An 18401-nucleotide genomic window follows, 5' to 3' on the forward strand; every position below is an offset into this window, starting at 1 on the left:
GCTGGCCAGTATTCTTTCCGGAGAGCGGATGATCCGACCCTCGGCGTTGCTTGTGTTGTGCCTGACGTTACTGCTGCCCATGGCGGCGGTCGCACGTCTGGATGGGCCGCTGGAAGTGACCAAGCCCGGCAAGGTACGTGACCTGGCGCAAATTCGCTCCAGCCGCACCCTGCGTGTGTTGGTCAACCAGAGCCGCAACAGTTCCGGTGAGGTCCAGGGCCAGGCCATCGGTGTCGAATACCATCGCCTGCGGGCCTTCGAGCAATACCTGAACGGCCACGCCCGTGACGGTGAAGAAATCAACCTCAAGATTATTCCCAAGGCCAAGGATCAACTGCTCGGCGCGCTGGCGCGTGGCGAAGGTGACCTGGTGGCGCCGGGTGAATTGCTCGATGTGAAGGCCGCGCACAAAATCAGCACCAGCGACCCGATTGCCAGCGATGTGCCGTTGTGGCTGGTGGGCGTCAAGGGCGAGCGGCGGTTTACCAAGCTGGAGCAACTGTCCGGGCGTACCCTGGCGCTGACCACCGGCAGTGCGGCGGCGGACGCGATTAATCAGGTCAACCAGAAACTGGCCCTGCACAAGCAGCCGCCGGTGAAGGTGGAGTGGGTCGACCCGACATTGGCCGTGGAAGATGTATTGGAGATGGTCCAGGCCGGTATCTTCCACCTCACCATTGTCGAAAAACCGATTGCCGAGCGTTGGTCGAAAATCCTGCCCAAGTTGCGCTTTGATCGGCAGGTGGCGATCAGCGAGCCGGGCGATGAGTACTGGTTCGTGCGCCAGGATGCCTCGATGCTACGGGCCAGTATTGATCGGTTCCTCAAGTCTTATCGCACGCCCTCCGACCAGGACGTGGCGTTCCAGCGTATCTACCGACGCCTCTATCAAGTGCGTAACCCCCTGGCACGCGCCGATCGCCAGCGTCTGGAAAAGCTGCGCCCGGTCCTGCAAAAACACGCCCGTGAGCAGGGCATGGACTGGTTGAACCTGGCGGCACTGGCGTTCAAGGAGTCGGCCTTTGACCCCGGCGCGCGCAGCAGTGGCGGACCTACCGGCCTGATGCAGATCACGCCCTCCGCGGCGCAGCGGGTGGGCGTCAATAATATCGAGAGCCTCGACAGCAACGTGCAGGCTGGCGCGCGCTACCTGGCGATGATTCGCCGCAAATTCTTTGCCAGCCCAAAACTGAACGAGCGTGAACGCATGGCCTTTGTGCTGGCGGCTTACAACATGGGGCCGGAGCGTGTGCAGGGCATGCGTGCGGAGGCACGCCGCCGGGGGTTGAACCCCAATCAGTGGTTCTTCCAGGTTGAACGTATTGCCATGGAGCAGGTGGGAATGGGTGGCGTCAGCTATGTTAATAGCGTGAACAAGTACTACTTGGCGTTTGATCGGGAGCGCGGGTCCCTGGAACCGTCGACGCCGAAGATCGCCTCGCGAAAATAATCGTTTTTATCGATAAGTATTAGGCATTTTTTCGGCTTTTATCATTGTTTAATTCGATTAATATAGCGGCCAACCAACCCCTACTTTGAAAAGGATTATCTGCATGAGCCCACTGATCAACCGCATCCTGTCCACCCGCGCCGGTTACGGCCTGACCATCCTGCGAATTTTCGTCGGTATCATTTTCGCGGCACACGGCTCGCAAAAACTTTTTGGCTGGTTTGGTGGCTACGGCCTGGCGGGTACTGCGCAGTATATGGAAAGCCTCGGCCTTACACCGGGTACCTTGATGGCGGTGCTGTCAGGCGGTACGGAGTTCTTCGCCGGGCTGGCATTGATCATCGGTTTGCTGGCGCGCCCGGCCGCATTGGGCCTGACCTTCCTGTCGCTGGTGGCGATTTTCTCGGTGCACATCCACAATGGGCTGTTCATGGCCAATAACGGTTATGAGTTTGCATTGGCCTTGCTCGGCGGCGCGCTGGCGGTCTTGCTGGAAGGCGCTGGCAAACTGTCAGTCGACCGTGCCATCGCCAACTGATACCCACGTCGCACCTTGAAAAAGCCCGCCATGAGCGGGCTTTTTCGTTGCTCGCGATTCTTGACACCGCCCCATCGGCTTCTCTAGGATGCTGCTCATGCGCCGATTTAAACAGCTAATTGCGGGGCGCCACTGGGACTCATTGCAGCCCGACAGAAGCCTGCGCTTATTGCGCGTCAGGCTTCGAAATACCGCTAAAGCGCTGGTTCGGTGTTGCCTCTCACCTGCCCGCAGACTTTTGAGGCAGAGACACGACACGATGAATGCACTACGCCCCCTCATACGCCTGGCCCCGATTACTGCGGGCCTGATTCAACGTAATCCGAGAATTCTGCTGGGCGGCAAGCACCAGCCAACGCTGTTGCGTTATCTGGACGGTTGGCCGCGTCGCACGGGGCGGCCTTCGGCCTTCCTGATCCAGTTTGTGGAAGATGGCGACTCACTGGCCCGCTTTGCCAGCAACAGCTTTGATCTTGCGGTTATTCAGGCGCCAAGTGCCGGCGATGCCGACGAGGTGATTCGCCAACTGACGCGCATTGCCCGGCAAGGCTTGATTGCGCGTCGTTAAAGCGTCAGTGGAAGGCTTTAGCAACGACTGCTCGCCGCCGCCGGTGGTACACAAAAACTGCCCAGGCGATCAAGCATAACGGCAGCGGTACCGCGCCGATCATCAGCAGTTTCAGGTTTCGTTCCATGCGATGCACCGAGGCGTAAGCCTGGGCCTTGAGTGCTTGCAACTCCATGGGCAGTCGCAGGCGCTCCTTGTTGAGCGCTTGCAACTGGGTATTGGTATCCACCGCTTGTGTGCCGAAATCTATTCTCGGCGGGTTCAATCGTTGCCATTCCTGTTCGGTTTGCTCAAGCCGTTTTTGCAGTTCTCCCGCCTTTTGCGTATAGGCCTGTGCGGCGGCCTCGCGCATTTGTTCCAGTGCCTGGGGGGCATCGCTCGCCATCGCACGGGGTTGAATGCTCGCAAGAATGTCGGGGGCAGCCAGGTTATCCAATGTATTCAAGACAAACAGCACGTTGTTGTTGGGCGCCGAACTGATGACGGAATCCATCAGCAAATCCGTGTCGGCGACCACCACCACCTGGATGTGTGCGGCTTTTTGCAAACCAGGGGGCTGTCCACTGACACCCTCTGGAAATGCGGAGTAGGCAGGGCCATCGATGCGGGCCGCTATCACCTGGCGTTGTCCGGGAGTCGTCCAGTCGATGAGTGAGTCGAATGCAGGCGCCGCTGCAACCCGGTCAGTGTCCATTAATGCGGACTGCCTGGAGCTTTGCAGCAGAGGCGTCAGCGTCGTACGGCCTTTCCTGACGCGCGAAAGTGCGCCGCTGCTTGATACGACCACAGCATTCAGTTTCCAGGTGCTCACATCGTTGGCTGTCATCGCTTGCCGTGGCAGGTTCAACCTGGCTGCGAGGCGTAATGCCGGCGCCTCAGGGCTGAGCGAAGACGATAGGGTATAGAGATGATCGACCAGTAGTTTGTCCGTCGGCATCTGTATGCCCCACGCGGCAAGTAGCCCGTCGAGCCGGGAGTCCGCCGATGGCGTTTTCCCATCCAACGCGCTCACGGGATCAATGAAGATCATCAGTTTGCCGCCCCTCAATACAAACTGTTCAATCGCATACAAGGTGTGTTCGGGCAGTGCGCGCGGGTGCACGACCATCAGCGTTCCGATCGATTCAGGCACCTTGGAGGTGCTTGATGCCAGGCTCACAAGGTTGAAATGTTGATGCATCTGCGCCATCACTCGGCCTGCAGACTCATTCAGCGCCAGCCCCGTCAGCACGCCAATGGTGGGCGGTTCGGGGTGCATCAACTTGTAGATCAGGTGGCTGATTTCATATTCAAGCAGTGGCTCGTCATCGCGGCTGAATACATCGATACGTTGTGCAGTCTGACCGGCACGGGTACCGATAAGGCCCATGAAACCCTGCTTGTCATCCAGGCCGAATAAGCCGGCTTTGTAGGCATCTTCTGAATAAGGTACCGGATCAATAACGTGCAGGTTAATCATGCCCTTTGACGCTTTTTCGAACTCATTGAGCAAGTCTTCGACGCGTTCACCGTAGCGCTTTAATGCGTGGCTTCTGTTTGGATCATGGCTTGAGTTGAAGTAATACAAATCCAGCGGATGTTCCAGTGTCGCGAGCAAGTGTCGCGCCGAGGGCGACAAAGTGTGTTTTTTTTGCTGTGAAAAGTCCCAGCGTACCTCAGGCAGGTTATTTACCCAGGCCAGATTAAACGCGAGGAACAGTAACAGTATGACCAACAGTGTCATGCCCGTACTAAGAACGGATCGCATACGTTGCTTCCCTTCTCAACTGGTTTTGTAGTTGAGTGTGACCGTCGTTGCCGAGAGAAAGGCAAGGATCATGCTGATGAAGTACAAACTGTCACGAAGTGTCAGTTTGCCATTGTCGATCGTCTCGAAACGCGAGATGGGGTCAAGCGCAATCAAACTGTCTACCACCCAGATGGGCGCCTGATGTTCGAGTGCATCCAGGACAGAAGAAAGTCCGCTGGCTGTCAGCAATAAACCCAACGTCACCAGGAAAATAACCAGGCGTTGGCGCGTGAATGTGCAAATAAAACTACCGACAGACAGATAGCTTCCCGCCAGTAACCAACTGGCCAGAAATTGTGAGCTGATAACACGGTTGTCGGCAGTGCCGAGACAGTTGGCGAGGATCACTATAGGAAACGTGAGCATCAACGCGATACCACACACGACCCACGCGGCCAGAAATTTTCCCATTACGCGTTCTGCTGACGTAATGGGCAGTGTTTTCATCATGTCGCGCAGGCCCGTGGTGCGTTCGTCCGCCCACAGGTGTGTCGATAACATTGGAATCAGCAGCAGATAGAGCCAGGGGTGCAACTGGAAAAATACGTGCAAGTCGCCGCTGTCCCGTTCCATCCACGGGCTCGTATACAGCCCCAGCGTAGCGCACAGCACCAGGAAAGCAGCAACACTCAGGTAGGTGCTTGGCGTGCAGGCGTAACTGGCAAGTTGACGCTTGAAAATAACGGGCAGCAGCTTCAAAGGGATACCTCGTGGCTAAGGCGGTGAACAACGTCGTTCAGGCGCCCTGGTTCCAGGCTCAGTGACGTGATATTCCAGCCGCGGCTGGCGATAAGTGCGTTTATAGGGGGGTAGATGGTGTGACCCGGCATGGCGAGAACAGTCACGGTGCCTGGCGTGTGCCGGTCCTCCTCTATGCCGGCGACGCCGGGTAATACGGCAAGGGCCAGTAAATCCAGAGGTGTTTGCGCGGCCAGCGTGACGGCTTGGTAATGCCGGGAGTTGCGCTGCAAATCGGGCAGCGGGGTGTCGGCCACAAGATGGCCGTCTGCGATAACCAGCGCGCGCGTGCAGAGATTGGAAAGGTCATCGCAATGACGGGAGGCGATGATGACCGTCATTTCTTCGGCCAGGGACTGGATAAGTGTCTTGAACTTGAGCAATTGATCCGGCGCCAAACCCTCGATCGGTTCATCCAGCAAGAGCAGGTCGGGTGTATGCAGGATCGCTTGGGCGATGGCTAATTTGCGCTTCAAACCGATGGAAAGCGTGTCGAGTGGGGCGTTGAGCACGCGGGACAATTCCAGGCGCATGGCTGCTCGATCTACCCGGCTGCGTTTTTCAGCGCCGCTGAAACCTCGCACGTCAGCGATGAAATTGAGCAGGCCTTTGACCGACATCGACTGATGGCTGAGGCCGCCCTGGAGTTGATAGCCCAGGGCTTTTCGGGCTTGAAGTGGGTGCGATTGAGTGTCGAACCCTTGGACAGTGATATGCCCGGCAGAGGGTTTTATTACGCCGGATATCAGGTTCAGCAGTGTGGTTTTGCCTGCGCCATGCTCCCCGAACAGGCCTATGCATTCCTGGCGTTCGGCGCAAAACGAGAGTTGGGTAATGACGTTTCTTTTGCCCAGGTGCTTTGTCAGGCTGCTTATCTCGAGCATTTGTTTACCGAATAAGTTTTGCGAGGCGTATGAGCATGTGCCCGTCATGAACGGTTGAGCGCCAAGAAGGTTACGTTTAAACATTGGACTTGGGAACGTGGGGACATGTTTATCAGATAAGTCCTACGTCAGATTGGATAACTTGCTGAAACAATTGCGTTGTTTCGAGCTTATTAATGGCCGGATGTTTATCTGGCGTTTATATAAGGTTTACTCTTTCGCAATGAGGCCTGAATAGCATGATGCTTCTACGTACCCTTGTTCTTGAACGCAGCGGCCAGGACGCACCGGTCAACGGTGCATTGCTCTGCGGGTTTGCCGTAGCGCAGACCGACTCCAACTTTCTTGTCTATAGCCTGGATGAAGAGATCGAACCCGGTAACTCGAGGGTCTACATCGCGGCGTTACGCAAGAAACTCGATCGGTATTTCCTGGGCGGTGTGGAGTCCAAGGAAGACCTGCAAGTTGCCATGCAAGTCTTTAAGCAAATCCTGATGATGGCGGCAGCTTCCGGCACTAAGACGGGCGCGGTTCTCGAGTCTTCGATCCCGTTTCATTTCATTGATTTGAAAGGCTGCAAGTTGCCACCTGCGAGGCCTGAGGATCATCATTCAATGATGATCAAGAAAGCCTTGGTCATGAAGGTCATTACCTTGGGCATGTCCGCGCCCACATTGCCTGTGATCGAAAGTGCTTCATTGATCGTGCCGTCCATTCGCTTCTCGTCGCAGATGGTTTCGCCACCCCGAACCACGACTCCACCCAAGGCCGCCGAGCAGCCTGTTTCCGAGCCCGTCGTGCCACAACCCCTGGACTCTCCCGTTGCGACAACGCAGGCGCCGGAGCCGGCCGAGCCCAGTGCGCCAGCGGCTCGGCTTGAGCCCCGAGAACCGGCGCCGCACAAACTCCCTGCCAAGATGGAACATGCATCAATGGTTGAGGTGGACAGCACGCTGACCAGCCTCGCCAAGGTCGCCCAGGAGCTGGCACAACAGAAACTCGCCGTTATCGAACGCGAAGAAATACTGGAGCAGTGGCAGGCTCGACTGGAGCAAGAGCAGAGCGCGTTGGATAAAAAGGGTGTTGAGTTGGAGCAGCACGCCACGCAGTTGCAGAACCAGACATTGGAGGTTGGCCGGAAGGCTGAGAAGTTGGCGCTGGCGCTATCGCAGGTGTCGGGGATGCGTGAGCGTCTGCAGGGTGTGCTCCTTGAGCTGGATCACGCCTTGGATGGCCAGGGTTGAACCGATGGGTTCTCTGGTCTGGCTACTTTTCAGGGTTCATTTATTATCAACCCCAGCCAGCCGACGCCAAGGCATGATGCCGTGGCGTATCGGCACCATTGGACATTGTCTGGGGATGCAAGCGTTTGAGTACCAAGCTGATTACCAAAGAAGGTCATGAAGCGCTGAAAAAAGAGCTGGATTACCTGTGGCGTGAGAAACGTCCGGATACCACCCGCAAGGTGACCTGGGCGGCTTCCCTCGGAGATCGCAGCGAGAACGCGGATTACCAATACAACAAGAAACTGCTGCGTGAGATTGATCGGCGCGTGCGCTACTTGCGCAAGCGTCTGGAAGACATGCGGGTGGTGGAGTACATGCCTGAGCAGGAAGGCAAGGTGTTCTTCGGCGCTTGGGTCGATATCGAAAATGAGCAGGGCGAGACCAAGCGTTTTCGAATCGTCGGCTATGACGAAATTTATGAGCGCATGGATTACATCTCCATCGACTCACCCATGGCCCGGGCGCTGTTGCGTAAGGAAGTCGACGATGAGGCTATCGTGCAGACACCGAATGGTGAGGTGTGCTGGTGGATTACCGGTATCGAGTATGTGAAGTAGACGATGGCCGGCACGCGATTTCGCGTGCTGGCCATCGGTCGTTTCAGCCTTCGCGCAGTACGGTCAACGGGCTGGCATTCAGCGCGCGGCGCGTACCCAATACACCGGCACCGCCGATCAGCACGGCACCGATCACTGGCAGCAGTAGCAGCCACGCATGTGGATGCCATACCAGGTCGAAGGCGTAGCGGTACAGCACCCATGTCACCAGTTCCGTGCCCAGGGCCGCCAGCAGGCCACTGACCGCGCCCAGCAAGCCGAACTCGATCCGCCGAGCCTTGACCAGCAACCTGCGCTCGGCGCCCAGTGCACGCAACAGCGCACCTTGGCGAATTCGCTCATCCAGCGTGGCCTGCAGGCCCGAAAACAACACGGCCATCCCGGCAGCCAACACAAACAGCAATACGTACTCCACCGCCAGGGTCACTTGGGCGAGAATGCTGCGCAACTGCTCCAGCAAGGCTTCGACCTGCAATATCGTGACTGCCGGGAATGCTCGGGACAGGTCGACGATCTGCTGGTCGTGCCCAGGCGCCAGGTAGAAGCTGGTCAGGTAGGTGGCGGGCAGGTCCTTCAACGTGCCCGGCTGGAAGATCATGAAGAAGTTGGGCTGGAAGTTATCCCAGTTGATGGTCCGCAGGCTGGTGACCCGCGCTTCGCGATTCTCCCCACCGATGGTGAACACCAGGTGATCGTTCAGCTTGAGCTTCAGGCTTTCGGCGACCTTGGCTTCTACCGACACCCCAGGGATTTCATCGCCCGGTTGCTGCGACCACCAGGAACCTGCGGTCAGGACGTTGCCCGGCGGCAGGTCGGCCGCCCAGGTCAGGCTCAAGTCGCGCTGCACGGCACGGTCACCGCTGGAGTCTTTGCTGACGATTTGCTGCACGGGTTCGCCATTGATGCTGATCAACCGGCCCGGCACCACCGGATACAGCGGCGCCGCTTGCGCCTGCAGGTCCAGCAGGCGCGCGCCAAAGGCGTCCTTGTCGGCCGGCAGGATATTCAGGGCGAAATAGTTGGGGGCGTCCTTGGGCAGCTGGTTTTGCCAAGTGTCGAGCAGTTCACCGCGCAGCAGGGCGATCAAGCCCATGGACAACAGGATTAGCCCAAACGCCAGGGACTGACCGGCCGCCGCCAGTGGGTGACGCAGCAATTGGCCCAAGCCCAGGCGCCAGGGCAGGGAGGCGCGCGCCAATAGCCGTCGCAAGCTCTGCAGCAACAACAAGAGCAGGCCGCCGAGGATCAGCGCCGCCATCACGCCGCCGCCCAGCAACGCAAAGGTCAGCACCAGATCGAGGCTCAGGCGCCACATGATCAGGCCGAGGGCGAACAGTGCGGCGCCGTACACCATCCAGGTGCTGGAAGGTATCGGCAGCATGTCACGGCGCAATACCCGCAGCGGTGGCACGCGGCCCAGCGCCGCCAACGGCGGCAGGGCGAAGCCGGCGAGCGCAACCAGCCCGGTGCCGATGCCTGCAACTGCCGGCAGCAGCCCGCCGGGCGGCACGTCGGCCGGCAACAGGTCGTGCAGGAAATAGAACAGGCCAAATTGCGCCAGCCATCCGAGCACGGCACCGGTCAGGCTCGCCAATAGGCCCAGTACGCTCAGTTGCAGGCTGAACAACACCATCGTTTCGCGGCGTGACAACCCGAGGCAGCGCAGCAGTGCACTGGCGTCGAAACGTCGGCTGGCAAATCGGTTGGCCGACAGCGCCACGGCCACGCCGGCCAGCAGCACCGCCACCAGGCTGGCCATGTTCAAGTAACGTTCGGCCTTGCCCAGGGCGCCGCCGATCTGCTGGTTGCCGTCTCGCGAATCCTGCAGGCGCTGGTTGGCGGCAAGGCCTGGCTTGACCAGGTCGCGATAGGTTTGCAGCGCCGTGCTGCCTTGGGGGGCACGCCACAGTTCGCGGTAGCTTACGCGGCTGCCGGGCTGCACCACACCGGTCGCGTCCAGGTCCGAAAGGTTGATCATCACCCGAGGCGTGAGGCTGTAGAAGTTGCCGGCGCGGTCGGGTTCATAGGTCAGGATGCGAGCCAGTCGCAGGGTTTTCATACCGACGTCGATGCTGTCGCCGACCTTCAGGTTCAGCGCCGTCAACAGCCTAGCTTCCACCCAGGCTTCGCCGGGTTTTGGGCCGCCTCCCGGGGTTTCGGCACCGAAGGGCTCTGTCGCGCTTTTCAGCTCGCCACGCAACGGGTACTGCTCGTTGACCGCCTTGATACTGGAGAGCTGGATGCCGTTATCCGTGGCGATAACGCTGGAGAATTCGACGATGCGCGCGTGATCCAGGCCCAGTTCGGTCCCGGATCTGATTTGTTCGGGACGTGCCGGCGAGCTGCCTTCGAGCACCAGGTCGGCACCGAGAAACTCGGTGGCACGCAACAGCATGGCGCCATTGAGGCGTGCGCCGAAGTAGCCGATGGCCGTGCTGGCCGTCACCGCCACCAGCAAGGCGAAAAACAACACGCGCAATTCGCCGGCGCGGGCGTCACGCAGTAATTGGCGCATGGCAAGGCTGAACAGGCGCAACAGCGGCATACGTGCCATCAAGGCTCCAGGGGCGCGACCATCAGGCCGGCTTCAAGGCGGATCAGGCGTCGGCAACGGTGGGCCAGGCGCTCGTCGTGGGTGACCAGCACCAAGGTCGTGCCGCTCTCTTTATTGAGCTCGAACAGCAGGTCGCTGATGCGCTCGCCGGTGTGGCTGTCGAGGTTGCCGGTAGGCTCATCGGCAAACAGCACCTCCGGCTCGGCGGCAAAGGCCCGGGCGATGGCGACCCGCTGTTGCTCGCCACCGGAAAGCTGGCGTGGCGAGTGGGTCAGCCGTTGGCCCAGGCCGACGCGCTCCAGCAGGTACCTGGCGCGTTCCCGGGCGTCTTTGCGACCGTCAAGTTCCAGCGGCAGCATGACGTTTTCCAGGGCGTTGAGGCTGTCGAGCAGCTGAAACGATTGAAAAACGAAACCCACGTGCTCGGCACGAATGCGCGCGCGCTGGTCTTCGTCGAGGGTGCTCAAGGCTTGGCCGGCGAGGGTGACTTCACCGCTGCTGGGCAGGTCGAGGCCGGCCAGCAGGCCGAGGAGGGTGGATTTGCCGGAACCGGAACTGCCGACGATCGCCAGGCTATCGCCCTTGTTCAGTTCCAGGCTCAGTTCGTGCAGGATAGTCAGTTCACCTTCCGCGCTGGGAACCACTTTGCTAAGGTTTCGCGCGGTGAGAATGCTTGCGCCCATGGAGAATCCGATGCGAATGTGGTTTTTGAGTGCTGGCCTGGCCTTGATGTGCATGGCCCAGAACGCAGCGGCGGGTACAGTCCTGATCGTTGGGGATAGTATCAGTGCCGGTTTCGGACTGGATACCAGCAAAGGGTGGGTAGCGTTGTTGGGACAACGGCTCAAGAGCGAAGGTTTCGACGATAAAGTGGTTAACGCCTCCATCAGCGGCGACACCAGTGCCGGAGGCCTGGCGCGGCTGCCGGCGGCGCTTGCAGAGCATAAGCCAGATGTCGTGATCCTCGAGTTGGGCGGCAATGACGGTCTGCGCGGCCAGCCGCCCGCGCAATTGAAACAAAATCTTGCGTCGATGATTGACCAGTCCAAGGCCGGTGGTGCCAAGGTGCTGCTGTTGGGCATGCAGTTGCCACCTAATTACGGGCCGAAATACACCACGGCATTTGCCGAGGTGTACGGGGCCTTGGCCAAGGAGAAAAGTGTCCCGTTGGTGCCGTTTTTTCTCGAGGGAATCGGTGGCCACCCGGAACTGATGCAGGCGGATCAGCTTCACCCAGCGGTCGGCGCCCAGGGCAAGTTGCTGGAAAATGTCTGGCCGACGCTAAAACCGCTGCTATGACGCTTTTCTAGCGGCAGGCTTTCGGCTAAGGTGGCGCCCCCCCGATCTGGAGCCCCCGATGTCGCGCCCTGCCTGGTCCCTGTTCAACTACCAACTGATCGAGCCTGACGAGCAGCTGGATCTGTTCGCCTGCCAGGAAGTCCGGGTGCATCTGGTGGCGCGTCAACTGGAGTTGGGCGGCTCGATCGACCGCACACTCTGCGGCACATTATTGCCGGCGCAACCGCGCTGGTCCTCGGTGGGGCGCTCGATCTTTCAGGACCAGCGGTTGTGCCCATTGTGCCGGGCGATTCTCGAATCGCAAAAGCGCGGCACGCCGCTGATCTGGCCGGAACTGCGCTTCGAATAGCAGCAGGGCAGACTGATGCTTGAAGCGCGCTTCACGTATACAATCAGTTTTTTCCTACCCGTCGTTCTGCGAAGGATTTTCCGGATGTTGTCGCGCCTTTCCGTCGTTACCTGCTGCCTGTCTCTCGCTGCGCTTTGTGCGGCCGGTTCGGCGTCAGCCTTGCAGTTGCCCTTGCCACCGCCGGGTGAAGACATCGTTGGTCAGGTCCAGGTGATCAAGGCCAAGTACGAAGACACCTTCGCCGACCTGGGTACTACCTATGACCTGGGCTATTCGGAAATGGTCGCGGCCAACCCGGGTGTCGATGCCTGGTTGCCCGGCGCGGGCACGGAAATTGTGCTGCCCACGCGTTTCATCCTGCCGCCTGGCCCCCGCGAAGGCATTGTGATCAACCTGGCGGAATATCGGCTTTATTACTATCCCAAGGGCCAGAACGTGGTTTACACGTTCCCGTTGGGGATTGGCCGCGAGGGCTGGGGTTCACCCGTCGCGCACACCACCATCACGGGCAAGATCCCCAACCCGACCTGGACGCCACCCGCCTCGATCAAGGCCGAGCATGCCGCCAACGGCGACCCGCTGCCTAACGTGGTGCCGGCCGGCCCGGATAACCCGCTGGGGCCGTTCAAGTTCACGTTGGGCACGCCGGGGTATCTGATCCACGGTTCCAACATGAAATTTGGTATCGGCACGCGTACAAGCCACGGCTGCTTCCGCATGTTCAACAACAACGTGCTGGAAATGGCGAGCATGGTGCCGGTTGGCACGTCGGTGCGAATCATCAGCGATGCCTACAAGTTCGGCAGCAGTGGCGGCAAGGTCTACCTGGAAGCGCATACGCCGCTCAATGATGACGGCACACCGTCGGTCGTCGACAAGCACACCGCGGTGATCAACGCCTTGCTCAAGCGCGAAGACCTGGCCAATAACCTGCGGGTCAATTGGGATCAGGTGCGTGACGTGGTGGCGGCGGAAGACGGTTTGCCAACGGAGATTGGTGTGCCGGGCGGCAACGCGCCAGTGGTGTCGAGTACGCCGGTCGACCTGCAGCAATAAGCGGGCTCGATCAAACGCCCGCCCTGGCCTTGCGCTGCGGCGGGCTTTTTATTGCACGCGATTCAGGGCTGAATTCCGCGCAATAAAAAGCCGATCCAAGAATGGATCGGCTTGATAACAACCCCGAAGGATTATTACTTGCGGCTTGCTTTTTCAAGCATGCGCAGAGCGCGCTCGTTAGCTTCGTCAGCAGTCTGTTGTGCTTTTTGAGCAGCAGCCAGAGCTTCATCAGCTTTACGGTAGGCTTCGTCTGCACGAGCCTGGGAGCGAGCTGCTGCGTCTTCAGTTGCAGTCAGACGAGCTTCGGTTTCTTTGGAGACGCTGCTGCAACCGGTAGCCAGAACTGCGGCCAGAGCCAGAGCAGAGAATTTCAGAACGTTGTTCATCGTGTTCCCCTTCAAGGACTTTCTATTAAATGGCTACTTTCTCAGAGTGAGCTGATAGCCGGCGTACATACTACTCATTACTTGTAGTAAGTAAACTGACGTAGCGCAAGAAGCAAAAAAAATTCTTGCGCCGAATCTATTTTGGCTAATCTTTTGGGGGTTTGTATAAAAACCCTCCGGGAATTTTCATATCAGTGGGAACTGGATCCAAGCTGAAAGGTCCGGCCCGCATGTGTTGGGCCTGCCAAACACGTGAAGATTTATATATCGACGTTGACACTTTTTTTCAGGTTGCCTTTGCCTCACCCGGTATCTTTTGCGCATGTAGAGGTGACTTTAAGAGCGGCAGTTCGTCTCAAGCTTCAACTGCCGGCAATGTTCAGGCTATCGATTGCTGATTGATCGAGGCTCTTTCTGTAACCACCAGCGGCAGGGGATGACGAGTGCGCCTTGAGCTATTGCAGGATTGGTGCCTACTATTCTCTACGTGCTGGTTGTGAGCGCTATAGGTTTTCTCGTTGTCGAAACCGGCACGGGGTGGCGTAGATGTTCCTTCGCCGGAAAAACATCGGTAAGGTAGGGGTCGAAATTCAAGACCCGCGAGGAGTAGTGATGAGCGAGGCGTTGTCCATCCACCATGACCAGGCTGGTCATCAGTTCGAGACCAATGTGGACGGTCATCGTGCCTATCTGACCTATATGGACCTCGGGAAGCAGACCCTGGACATCTATCGTACCTTCGTGCCCAACGCACTGCGTGGCCGTGGCATTGCTGCTGCGTTGACCGAGGAAGCGTTGAAGTTCGCAGAAGACGCCGGGTACACAGTCATCCCTTCGTGCTCCTACGTCGAACGCTACATGGAGCGCCACCAGCGCCATGCCGCGAAGCTGTAACTGATCAGTCGCACACAAAAACGCCGGGCTTAGCCCGGCGTTTTTGTGTGCGCAATTGCGTGGTTCAGGTGCGTTTGCGTTTGGGCAACACGTCCTTGAGCTTGGCGTGCATGCTGCGCAGGGTGGTTTCGGTGGCGGCCCAGTCGATGCAGGCATCGGTGATCGACACGCCGTACTGCAAGTCGGCCAGGTCTTTTGGAATCGCCTGGCAGCCCCAGTTCAAGTGGCTCTCGACCATCAGACCGATAATCGACTGGTTGCCTTCAAGAATCTGGTTGGCGACGTTTTCCATCACCAGCGGTTGCAGGGCCGGGTCCTTGTTGGAGTTGGCGTGGCTGCAGTCGACCATGATGTTCGGCTTGATCTTGGCTTTGTTCAGCGCCTGTTCGCACAGTGCAACGCTGACCGAATCATAGTTCGGCTTGCCGTTGCCACCGCGCAATACCACGTGGCCATAGGCGTTGCCCTTGGTGGTGACGATGGACACGCCACCTTCCTGGTTGATACCCAGGAAACGGTGCGGGCTGGACACCGATTGCAGCGCGTTGATCGCGACCGTCAGGCCGCCATCGGTGCCGTTCTTGAAGCCCACGGCCGAAGACAGGCCGGACGCCATTTCGCGGTGGGTCTGGGATTCGGTGGTGCGCGCGCCGATGGCCGACCAGCTGATCAGGTCCTGCAGGTATTGCGGGGAGATCGGGTCGAGGGCTTCGGTGGCGGTGGGCAGGCCCATTTCGGCGAGGTCCAGCAGCAACTGACGACCAATGTGCAAGCCGTCCTGAATCTTGAACGAGTCGTCCAGGTACGGGTCGTTGATCAAGCCTTTCCAGCCGACGGTGGTCCGCGGTTTTTCGAAATAGACGCGCATCACCAGGTACAGGGTGTCGGACACTTCCGCCGCCAGTACCTTGAGCCGCTCGGCGTATTCGTGGGCCGCCTTGAGGTCGTGGATCGAGCACGGCCCGATGACGACGAAGAGGCGGTGGTCGGTGCCGTCGAGAATGTCACGGATGACTTCGCGACCCTTGGTTACGGTCTGCAGGGCAGCGTCGCTCAGAGGGATTTCGCGCTTGAGCTGATCGGGCGTGATCAGGGTCTCGTTGGATTCGACGTTTAGGTCATTGATCGGTAAATCAGCCATCGTGTTACTCGTCAGGGTCACGGGTGCCGGCCGCCAGCCATCCCCGTGCGGCGGAGCACAGCATGATTTGAATGCAGGGGGGAGGAACCTTAGCGCGTAACACGGGCCCGCGACAATGGGCAAAACCGGCTTTAATCCAGCGCTGGCGCCACAAAAGCCTCGTGGGAGAACTCAACGGCATGGCGCGAGACCCACTCGCGGGCCATGGCTTCGAGCTGGGCAGGGGTCGGCTCCGTGTCTTCGTGCAGGCGACAGTAGCGTTCTATCTGGCACACTTGCTCGCCCATTCGTGCACCGAACAACGCGTGCTCATCGGTAAAAGAGATGCCGACGCGATAGCCCTGGTCGACTTTGCGGCACCAGGCTACATAGCCCGGATAACGGGCGGTGGCGCCAAGGGACGGGATGTACAAATCAACGGCTGTGCCCTGGCGCAAGGCACGCGGGCAATTGCAGGCGACGCCGCCCAGGCCGATAGTGTGCAGGCGTTGCCGGGGAATGGCAGGGGAGGGACGTTGGATCAACTCGACAGCGACATCATCAGGGTGAGGTAAAAAACGACCCATGTACACGGACTCCGAGCGCCGTCCGGTTGACGGCAGTGGCAGCAGTATAGTGAAGGAACAGGAATTGACCGACCTGGATATTGACCAGCAATTGCTGGGATTGCCAGGTATTTCGCTGGTGGTGTTTACCAGCGTAGGCTGCTCCAGTTGCCGCTGGGCACGCCAGCAGTTACCGAGTTGGACGTTGCCGGTGGACCGCGTGTGCTGGGTCGATGCCGGGAACAACGGCGGAGCAGTCGAGCGCTACCAGATCTTTCATTTGCCCGCGTTGTTCCTCGTGTGCGAGGGTCAATTTCTTGGGCAATTACAGTCACGCCTTACGAATAAAGACCTTACCGACGCGGTGAATCACGCACTCACCCGCACACCAGAGGATTTGCCATGAGCGCAGTTGCACCCGAGTCGTCTCCACGTATTGGCATTATTGGCACCGGTGCGATCGGTGGGTTCTATGGGGTGATGTTGGCGCGGGCCGGGTTCGATGTGCACTTTCTGTTGCGCAGCGAATATGCAGCGGTCAGCGAACATGGCCTGCGCCTCAACAGCACGCTGCATGGCCAGTTGCACCTGCACCCGGTGCAGGCTTATGCCCGCGCCGCCGATATGCCTGCCTGCGATTGGCTGTTGGTCGGGACCAAGTCCACCGGCAATGTGGACCTGGCCCCGACCATCGCTCAGGTCGCAGCGCCGGACGCCAGGGTGGTGCTGTTGCAAAACGGCCTCGACGTCGAAGACAGCCTGCGTGAACACCTGCCGCCGTCGCTGCACCTGCTGGGCGGCCTGTGTTATATCGGCGTGCATCGTGCCGCGCCTGGCGTCGTCGAGCATCAGGCCCTGGGCCGGGTCAATCTGGGTTATCACAGTGGCACGGCGGCCAATGATGAGGCGCGCCAGAAGGCGATTGTCGAAGAGGGCGCCGCGCTCTTTCACAAGGCCGGTATCGAGTCCCAGGCCATGGCCAGCGTCCACTTGGCCCGCTGGCACAAGCTGGTGTGGAATGTGCCTTACAACGGCCTCTCCGTGTTGTTGGGCACCGGCACTACCGCAATGATGGCGGATGAATCGAGCCGCGAACTGATCCAGGCATTGATGGCTGAAGTGGTGAAGGGCGCCCATGCCTGCGGTCATGAAATCCCTGCCAGTTATGCCGAGCAGATGTTCGCCATGACCGAAACCATGGTTGACTACCTGCCGAGCATGTACCACGACCATGTGCACAAACGCCCGCTGGAGTTGGCGGCGATTTACGCACGGCCACTGGCCGCCGCCAAAGCCGCAGGTTGCGAATTGCCACGCATGGAAGCGCTTTATCAGGCATTGAGTTTTATTGATCGGCACAACCGCTGATTCCGGGGGCACACCATGGCGAAAGGATTGGGCGACAAGTTGGTGCTGGCGATTTCGTCGCGGGCACTGTTCGACCTGAGCGACAGCCACAAGGTCTACCTGGCCGAAGGTGTGGAGGCTTACCGCAAATACCAGATCGAACACGAGGAAGAAACCCTCGAGCCCGGCGACGCGTTCCCACTGGTCAAGAAGTTGCTCAGTCTTAACGCCAGCCTGGGGCGTGCTCGCGTCGAGGTGGTATTGGTGTCGCGCAACAGTGCCGATACCGGCTTGCGGGTGTTCAATTCGATCCAGCATTACGGTCTGGATATTTCCCGCGCTGCTTTCGTCGGCGGGCGTAGTCCCTATCCTTATTTGGCTGCATTTGGTTGCCATCTGTTTCTTTCGACCCATGCTGAAGACGTGCGCAGCGCACTCGATGCCGGTTTTGCGGCGGCGACGATTCTGTCGGGCGGTGCGCGTCGGGCATCGAGTGAAGAACTGCGGATTGCGTTCGACGGTGATGCAGTGCTGTTTTCCGATGAGTCGGAGCGTGTGTACCAGGCCGGCGGGCTGGAGGCGTTTCAGGCCAGCGAGCGCGAGTCGGCGCGCCAGCCTTTGCACGGCGGTCCGTTCAAGGGCTTCCTTGCGGCGCTCAACCTGTTGCAACGTGAGTTCGCGGATGACGCGTGCCCGATCCGCACGGCGCTGGTGACTGCGCGCTCGGCGCCCTCCCATGAGCGCGTGATTCGCACATTGCGCGAATGGGATATCCGCCTGGACGAGTCACTGTTCCTCGGCGGCCTGGAGAAATCTGCATTTCTGGAGGCGTTTGCCGCTGACGTGTTTTTCGATGACCAGGCCGGTCATTGTGAGAAAGCCAGGGAGGTGGTGGCCACCGGGCATGTGCCCCATGGCATCAGTAATGAGTTGAAAATCCAGACCGAGCGCTAAGTCAGCCGAAGTCGTCAAGGCGCTGCTAAGCTCATTCAATCCCCGCCATCCTGGCAGTCCAGGAGG

At 59.2% G+C, this 18401-nt stretch carries 20 protein-coding genes; 12 read left to right on the forward strand and 8 right to left on the reverse strand.

Going from position 1 to position 18401, the window contains the following annotated elements; all coding sequences use genetic code 11:
* Positions 1-28 precede the first annotated feature (28 nt).
* The 3 genes from A7J50_RS09180 to A7J50_RS09190 all read left to right on the forward strand — a co-directional run bounded on the left by A7J50_RS09180 (position 29) and on the right by A7J50_RS09190 (position 2556).
* A complete protein-coding gene (locus A7J50_RS09180) occupies positions 29-1450 on the forward strand; it encodes a transglycosylase SLT domain-containing protein (RefSeq protein WP_064451516.1) in 1422 nt (473 codons plus the stop codon).
* 103 nt (positions 1451-1553) lie between these two features.
* A complete protein-coding gene (locus A7J50_RS09185; protein WP_064451517.1) occupies positions 1554-1988 on the forward strand; it encodes a DoxX family protein in 435 nt (144 codons plus the stop codon).
* A gap of 259 nt (positions 1989-2247) precedes the next feature.
* The gene (locus tag A7J50_RS09190) at positions 2248-2556 is read left to right on the forward strand and encodes a hypothetical protein (protein WP_064451518.1); all 309 of its coding nucleotides are present in this window, start codon (positions 2248-2250) and stop codon (positions 2554-2556) included.
* A gap of 4 nt (positions 2557-2560) precedes the next feature.
* Here the strand turns inward: A7J50_RS09190 and A7J50_RS09195 are convergent, their stop codons facing one another.
* Genes A7J50_RS09195 through A7J50_RS09205 form a run of 3 tightly spaced genes read right to left on the reverse strand, consistent with a single transcriptional unit; the run spans position 2561 to position 5967 of the window.
* Complete coding sequence (locus tag A7J50_RS09195; protein WP_064451519.1) at positions 2561-4303, reverse strand: GldG family protein; 1743 nt, start codon at positions 4301-4303, stop codon at positions 2561-2563.
* 15 nt (positions 4304-4318) lie between these two features.
* Entirely contained in the window at positions 4319-5044 is a 726-nt protein-coding gene (locus A7J50_RS09200) for a hypothetical protein (protein ID WP_064451520.1), read from the reverse strand.
* Positions 5041-5967, reverse strand: coding sequence for an ABC transporter ATP-binding protein (locus tag A7J50_RS09205; RefSeq protein ID WP_064451521.1), 927 nt, complete (start codon positions 5965-5967; stop codon positions 5041-5043). Before A7J50_RS09205 ends, A7J50_RS09200 begins: the two co-directional genes overlap by 4 nt.
* A 239-nt stretch (positions 5968-6206) precedes the next feature.
* Here A7J50_RS09205 and A7J50_RS09210 point away from each other — a divergent pair, with 239 nt between their 5' ends.
* Complete coding sequence (locus A7J50_RS09210; RefSeq protein ID WP_064451522.1) at positions 6207-7211, forward strand: hypothetical protein; 1005 nt, start codon at positions 6207-6209, stop codon at positions 7209-7211.
* Between the two features lie 125 nt (positions 7212-7336).
* Positions 7337-7810, forward strand: a complete 474-nt coding sequence (gene greB / locus A7J50_RS09215) for a transcription elongation factor GreB (RefSeq protein WP_064451523.1) — start codon at positions 7337-7339, stop codon at positions 7808-7810.
* 43 nt (positions 7811-7853) lie between these two features.
* Here greB and A7J50_RS09220 read toward each other — a convergent pair whose 3' ends face one another.
* The gene (locus A7J50_RS09220; RefSeq protein ID WP_064451524.1) at positions 7854-10364 is read right to left on the reverse strand and encodes an ABC transporter permease; all 2511 of its coding nucleotides are present in this window, start codon (positions 10362-10364) and stop codon (positions 7854-7856) included.
* Complete coding sequence (locus tag A7J50_RS09225; RefSeq protein WP_064451525.1) at positions 10364-11047, reverse strand: ABC transporter ATP-binding protein; 684 nt, start codon at positions 11045-11047, stop codon at positions 10364-10366. The genes A7J50_RS09220 and A7J50_RS09225 overlap by 1 nt, the downstream gene beginning before the upstream one ends.
* A 10-nt stretch (positions 11048-11057) precedes the next feature.
* On the opposite strand from A7J50_RS09225, the gene A7J50_RS09230 reads away from it, so the two are divergent.
* The 3 genes from A7J50_RS09230 to A7J50_RS09240 all read left to right on the forward strand — a co-directional run bounded on the left by A7J50_RS09230 (position 11058) and on the right by A7J50_RS09240 (position 13068).
* Positions 11058-11663 (forward strand): arylesterase, encoded by a 606-nt coding sequence (locus A7J50_RS09230; RefSeq protein ID WP_064451526.1) that lies wholly within the window; start codon positions 11058-11060, stop codon positions 11661-11663.
* 58 nt (positions 11664-11721) lie between these two features.
* Positions 11722-12012 carry a hypothetical protein gene (locus tag A7J50_RS09235; protein WP_064451527.1) on the forward strand — a complete coding sequence of 97 codons (291 nt, stop codon included), beginning with the start codon at positions 11722-11724 and terminating at the stop codon, positions 12010-12012.
* A gap of 84 nt (positions 12013-12096) precedes the next feature.
* Positions 12097-13068, forward strand: a complete 972-nt coding sequence (locus A7J50_RS09240) for a L,D-transpeptidase family protein (RefSeq protein WP_064451528.1) — start codon at positions 12097-12099, stop codon at positions 13066-13068.
* Between the two features lie 134 nt (positions 13069-13202).
* Here the strand turns inward: A7J50_RS09240 and oprI are convergent, their stop codons facing one another.
* Positions 13203-13454, reverse strand: coding sequence for an outer membrane lipoprotei OprI (gene oprI / locus A7J50_RS09245; protein WP_003172710.1), 252 nt, complete (start codon positions 13452-13454; stop codon positions 13203-13205).
* Between the two features lie 612 nt (positions 13455-14066).
* On the opposite strand from oprI, the gene A7J50_RS09250 reads away from it, so the two are divergent.
* The gene (locus tag A7J50_RS09250) at positions 14067-14348 is read left to right on the forward strand and encodes a GNAT family N-acetyltransferase (protein WP_064451529.1); all 282 of its coding nucleotides are present in this window, start codon (positions 14067-14069) and stop codon (positions 14346-14348) included.
* Positions 14349-14412: 64 nt separating this feature from the next.
* On the opposite strand, the gene A7J50_RS09255 is transcribed toward A7J50_RS09250, so the two are convergent.
* Together A7J50_RS09255 and A7J50_RS09260 are read right to left on the reverse strand one after the other, a co-directional pair.
* Positions 14413-15489: a 3-deoxy-7-phosphoheptulonate synthase gene (locus tag A7J50_RS09255; RefSeq protein ID WP_053255142.1), complete on the reverse strand. Its 1077-nt coding sequence runs from the start codon at positions 15487-15489 to the stop codon at positions 14413-14415.
* A 131-nt stretch (positions 15490-15620) separates the two neighbouring features.
* Entirely contained in the window at positions 15621-16055 is a 435-nt protein-coding gene (locus A7J50_RS09260) for a PilZ domain-containing protein (protein ID WP_064451530.1), read from the reverse strand.
* Between A7J50_RS09260 and A7J50_RS09265 the strand changes: the two genes are divergently transcribed.
* From A7J50_RS09265 to A7J50_RS09275, 3 genes are read left to right on the forward strand one after another with little or no spacing between them, the layout of a single operon-like run.
* Positions 16054-16440 (forward strand): hypothetical protein, encoded by a 387-nt coding sequence (locus tag A7J50_RS09265; protein WP_064451531.1) that lies wholly within the window; start codon positions 16054-16056, stop codon positions 16438-16440. The genes A7J50_RS09260 and A7J50_RS09265 overlap by 2 nt on opposite strands.
* Entirely contained in the window at positions 16437-17402 is a 966-nt protein-coding gene (locus tag A7J50_RS09270; RefSeq protein ID WP_064451532.1) for a putative 2-dehydropantoate 2-reductase, read from the forward strand. The genes A7J50_RS09265 and A7J50_RS09270 overlap by 4 nt, the downstream gene beginning before the upstream one ends.
* A 15-nt stretch (positions 17403-17417) precedes the next feature.
* The gene (locus A7J50_RS09275; RefSeq protein WP_064451533.1) at positions 17418-18335 is read left to right on the forward strand and encodes a 5'-nucleotidase; all 918 of its coding nucleotides are present in this window, start codon (positions 17418-17420) and stop codon (positions 18333-18335) included.
* Positions 18336-18401: the final 66 nt, after the last annotated feature.

It is taken from the genome of Pseudomonas antarctica, assembly GCF_001647715.1.
Classification (GTDB): Bacteria; Pseudomonadota; Gammaproteobacteria; order Pseudomonadales; family Pseudomonadaceae; genus Aquipseudomonas; species Aquipseudomonas antarctica_A.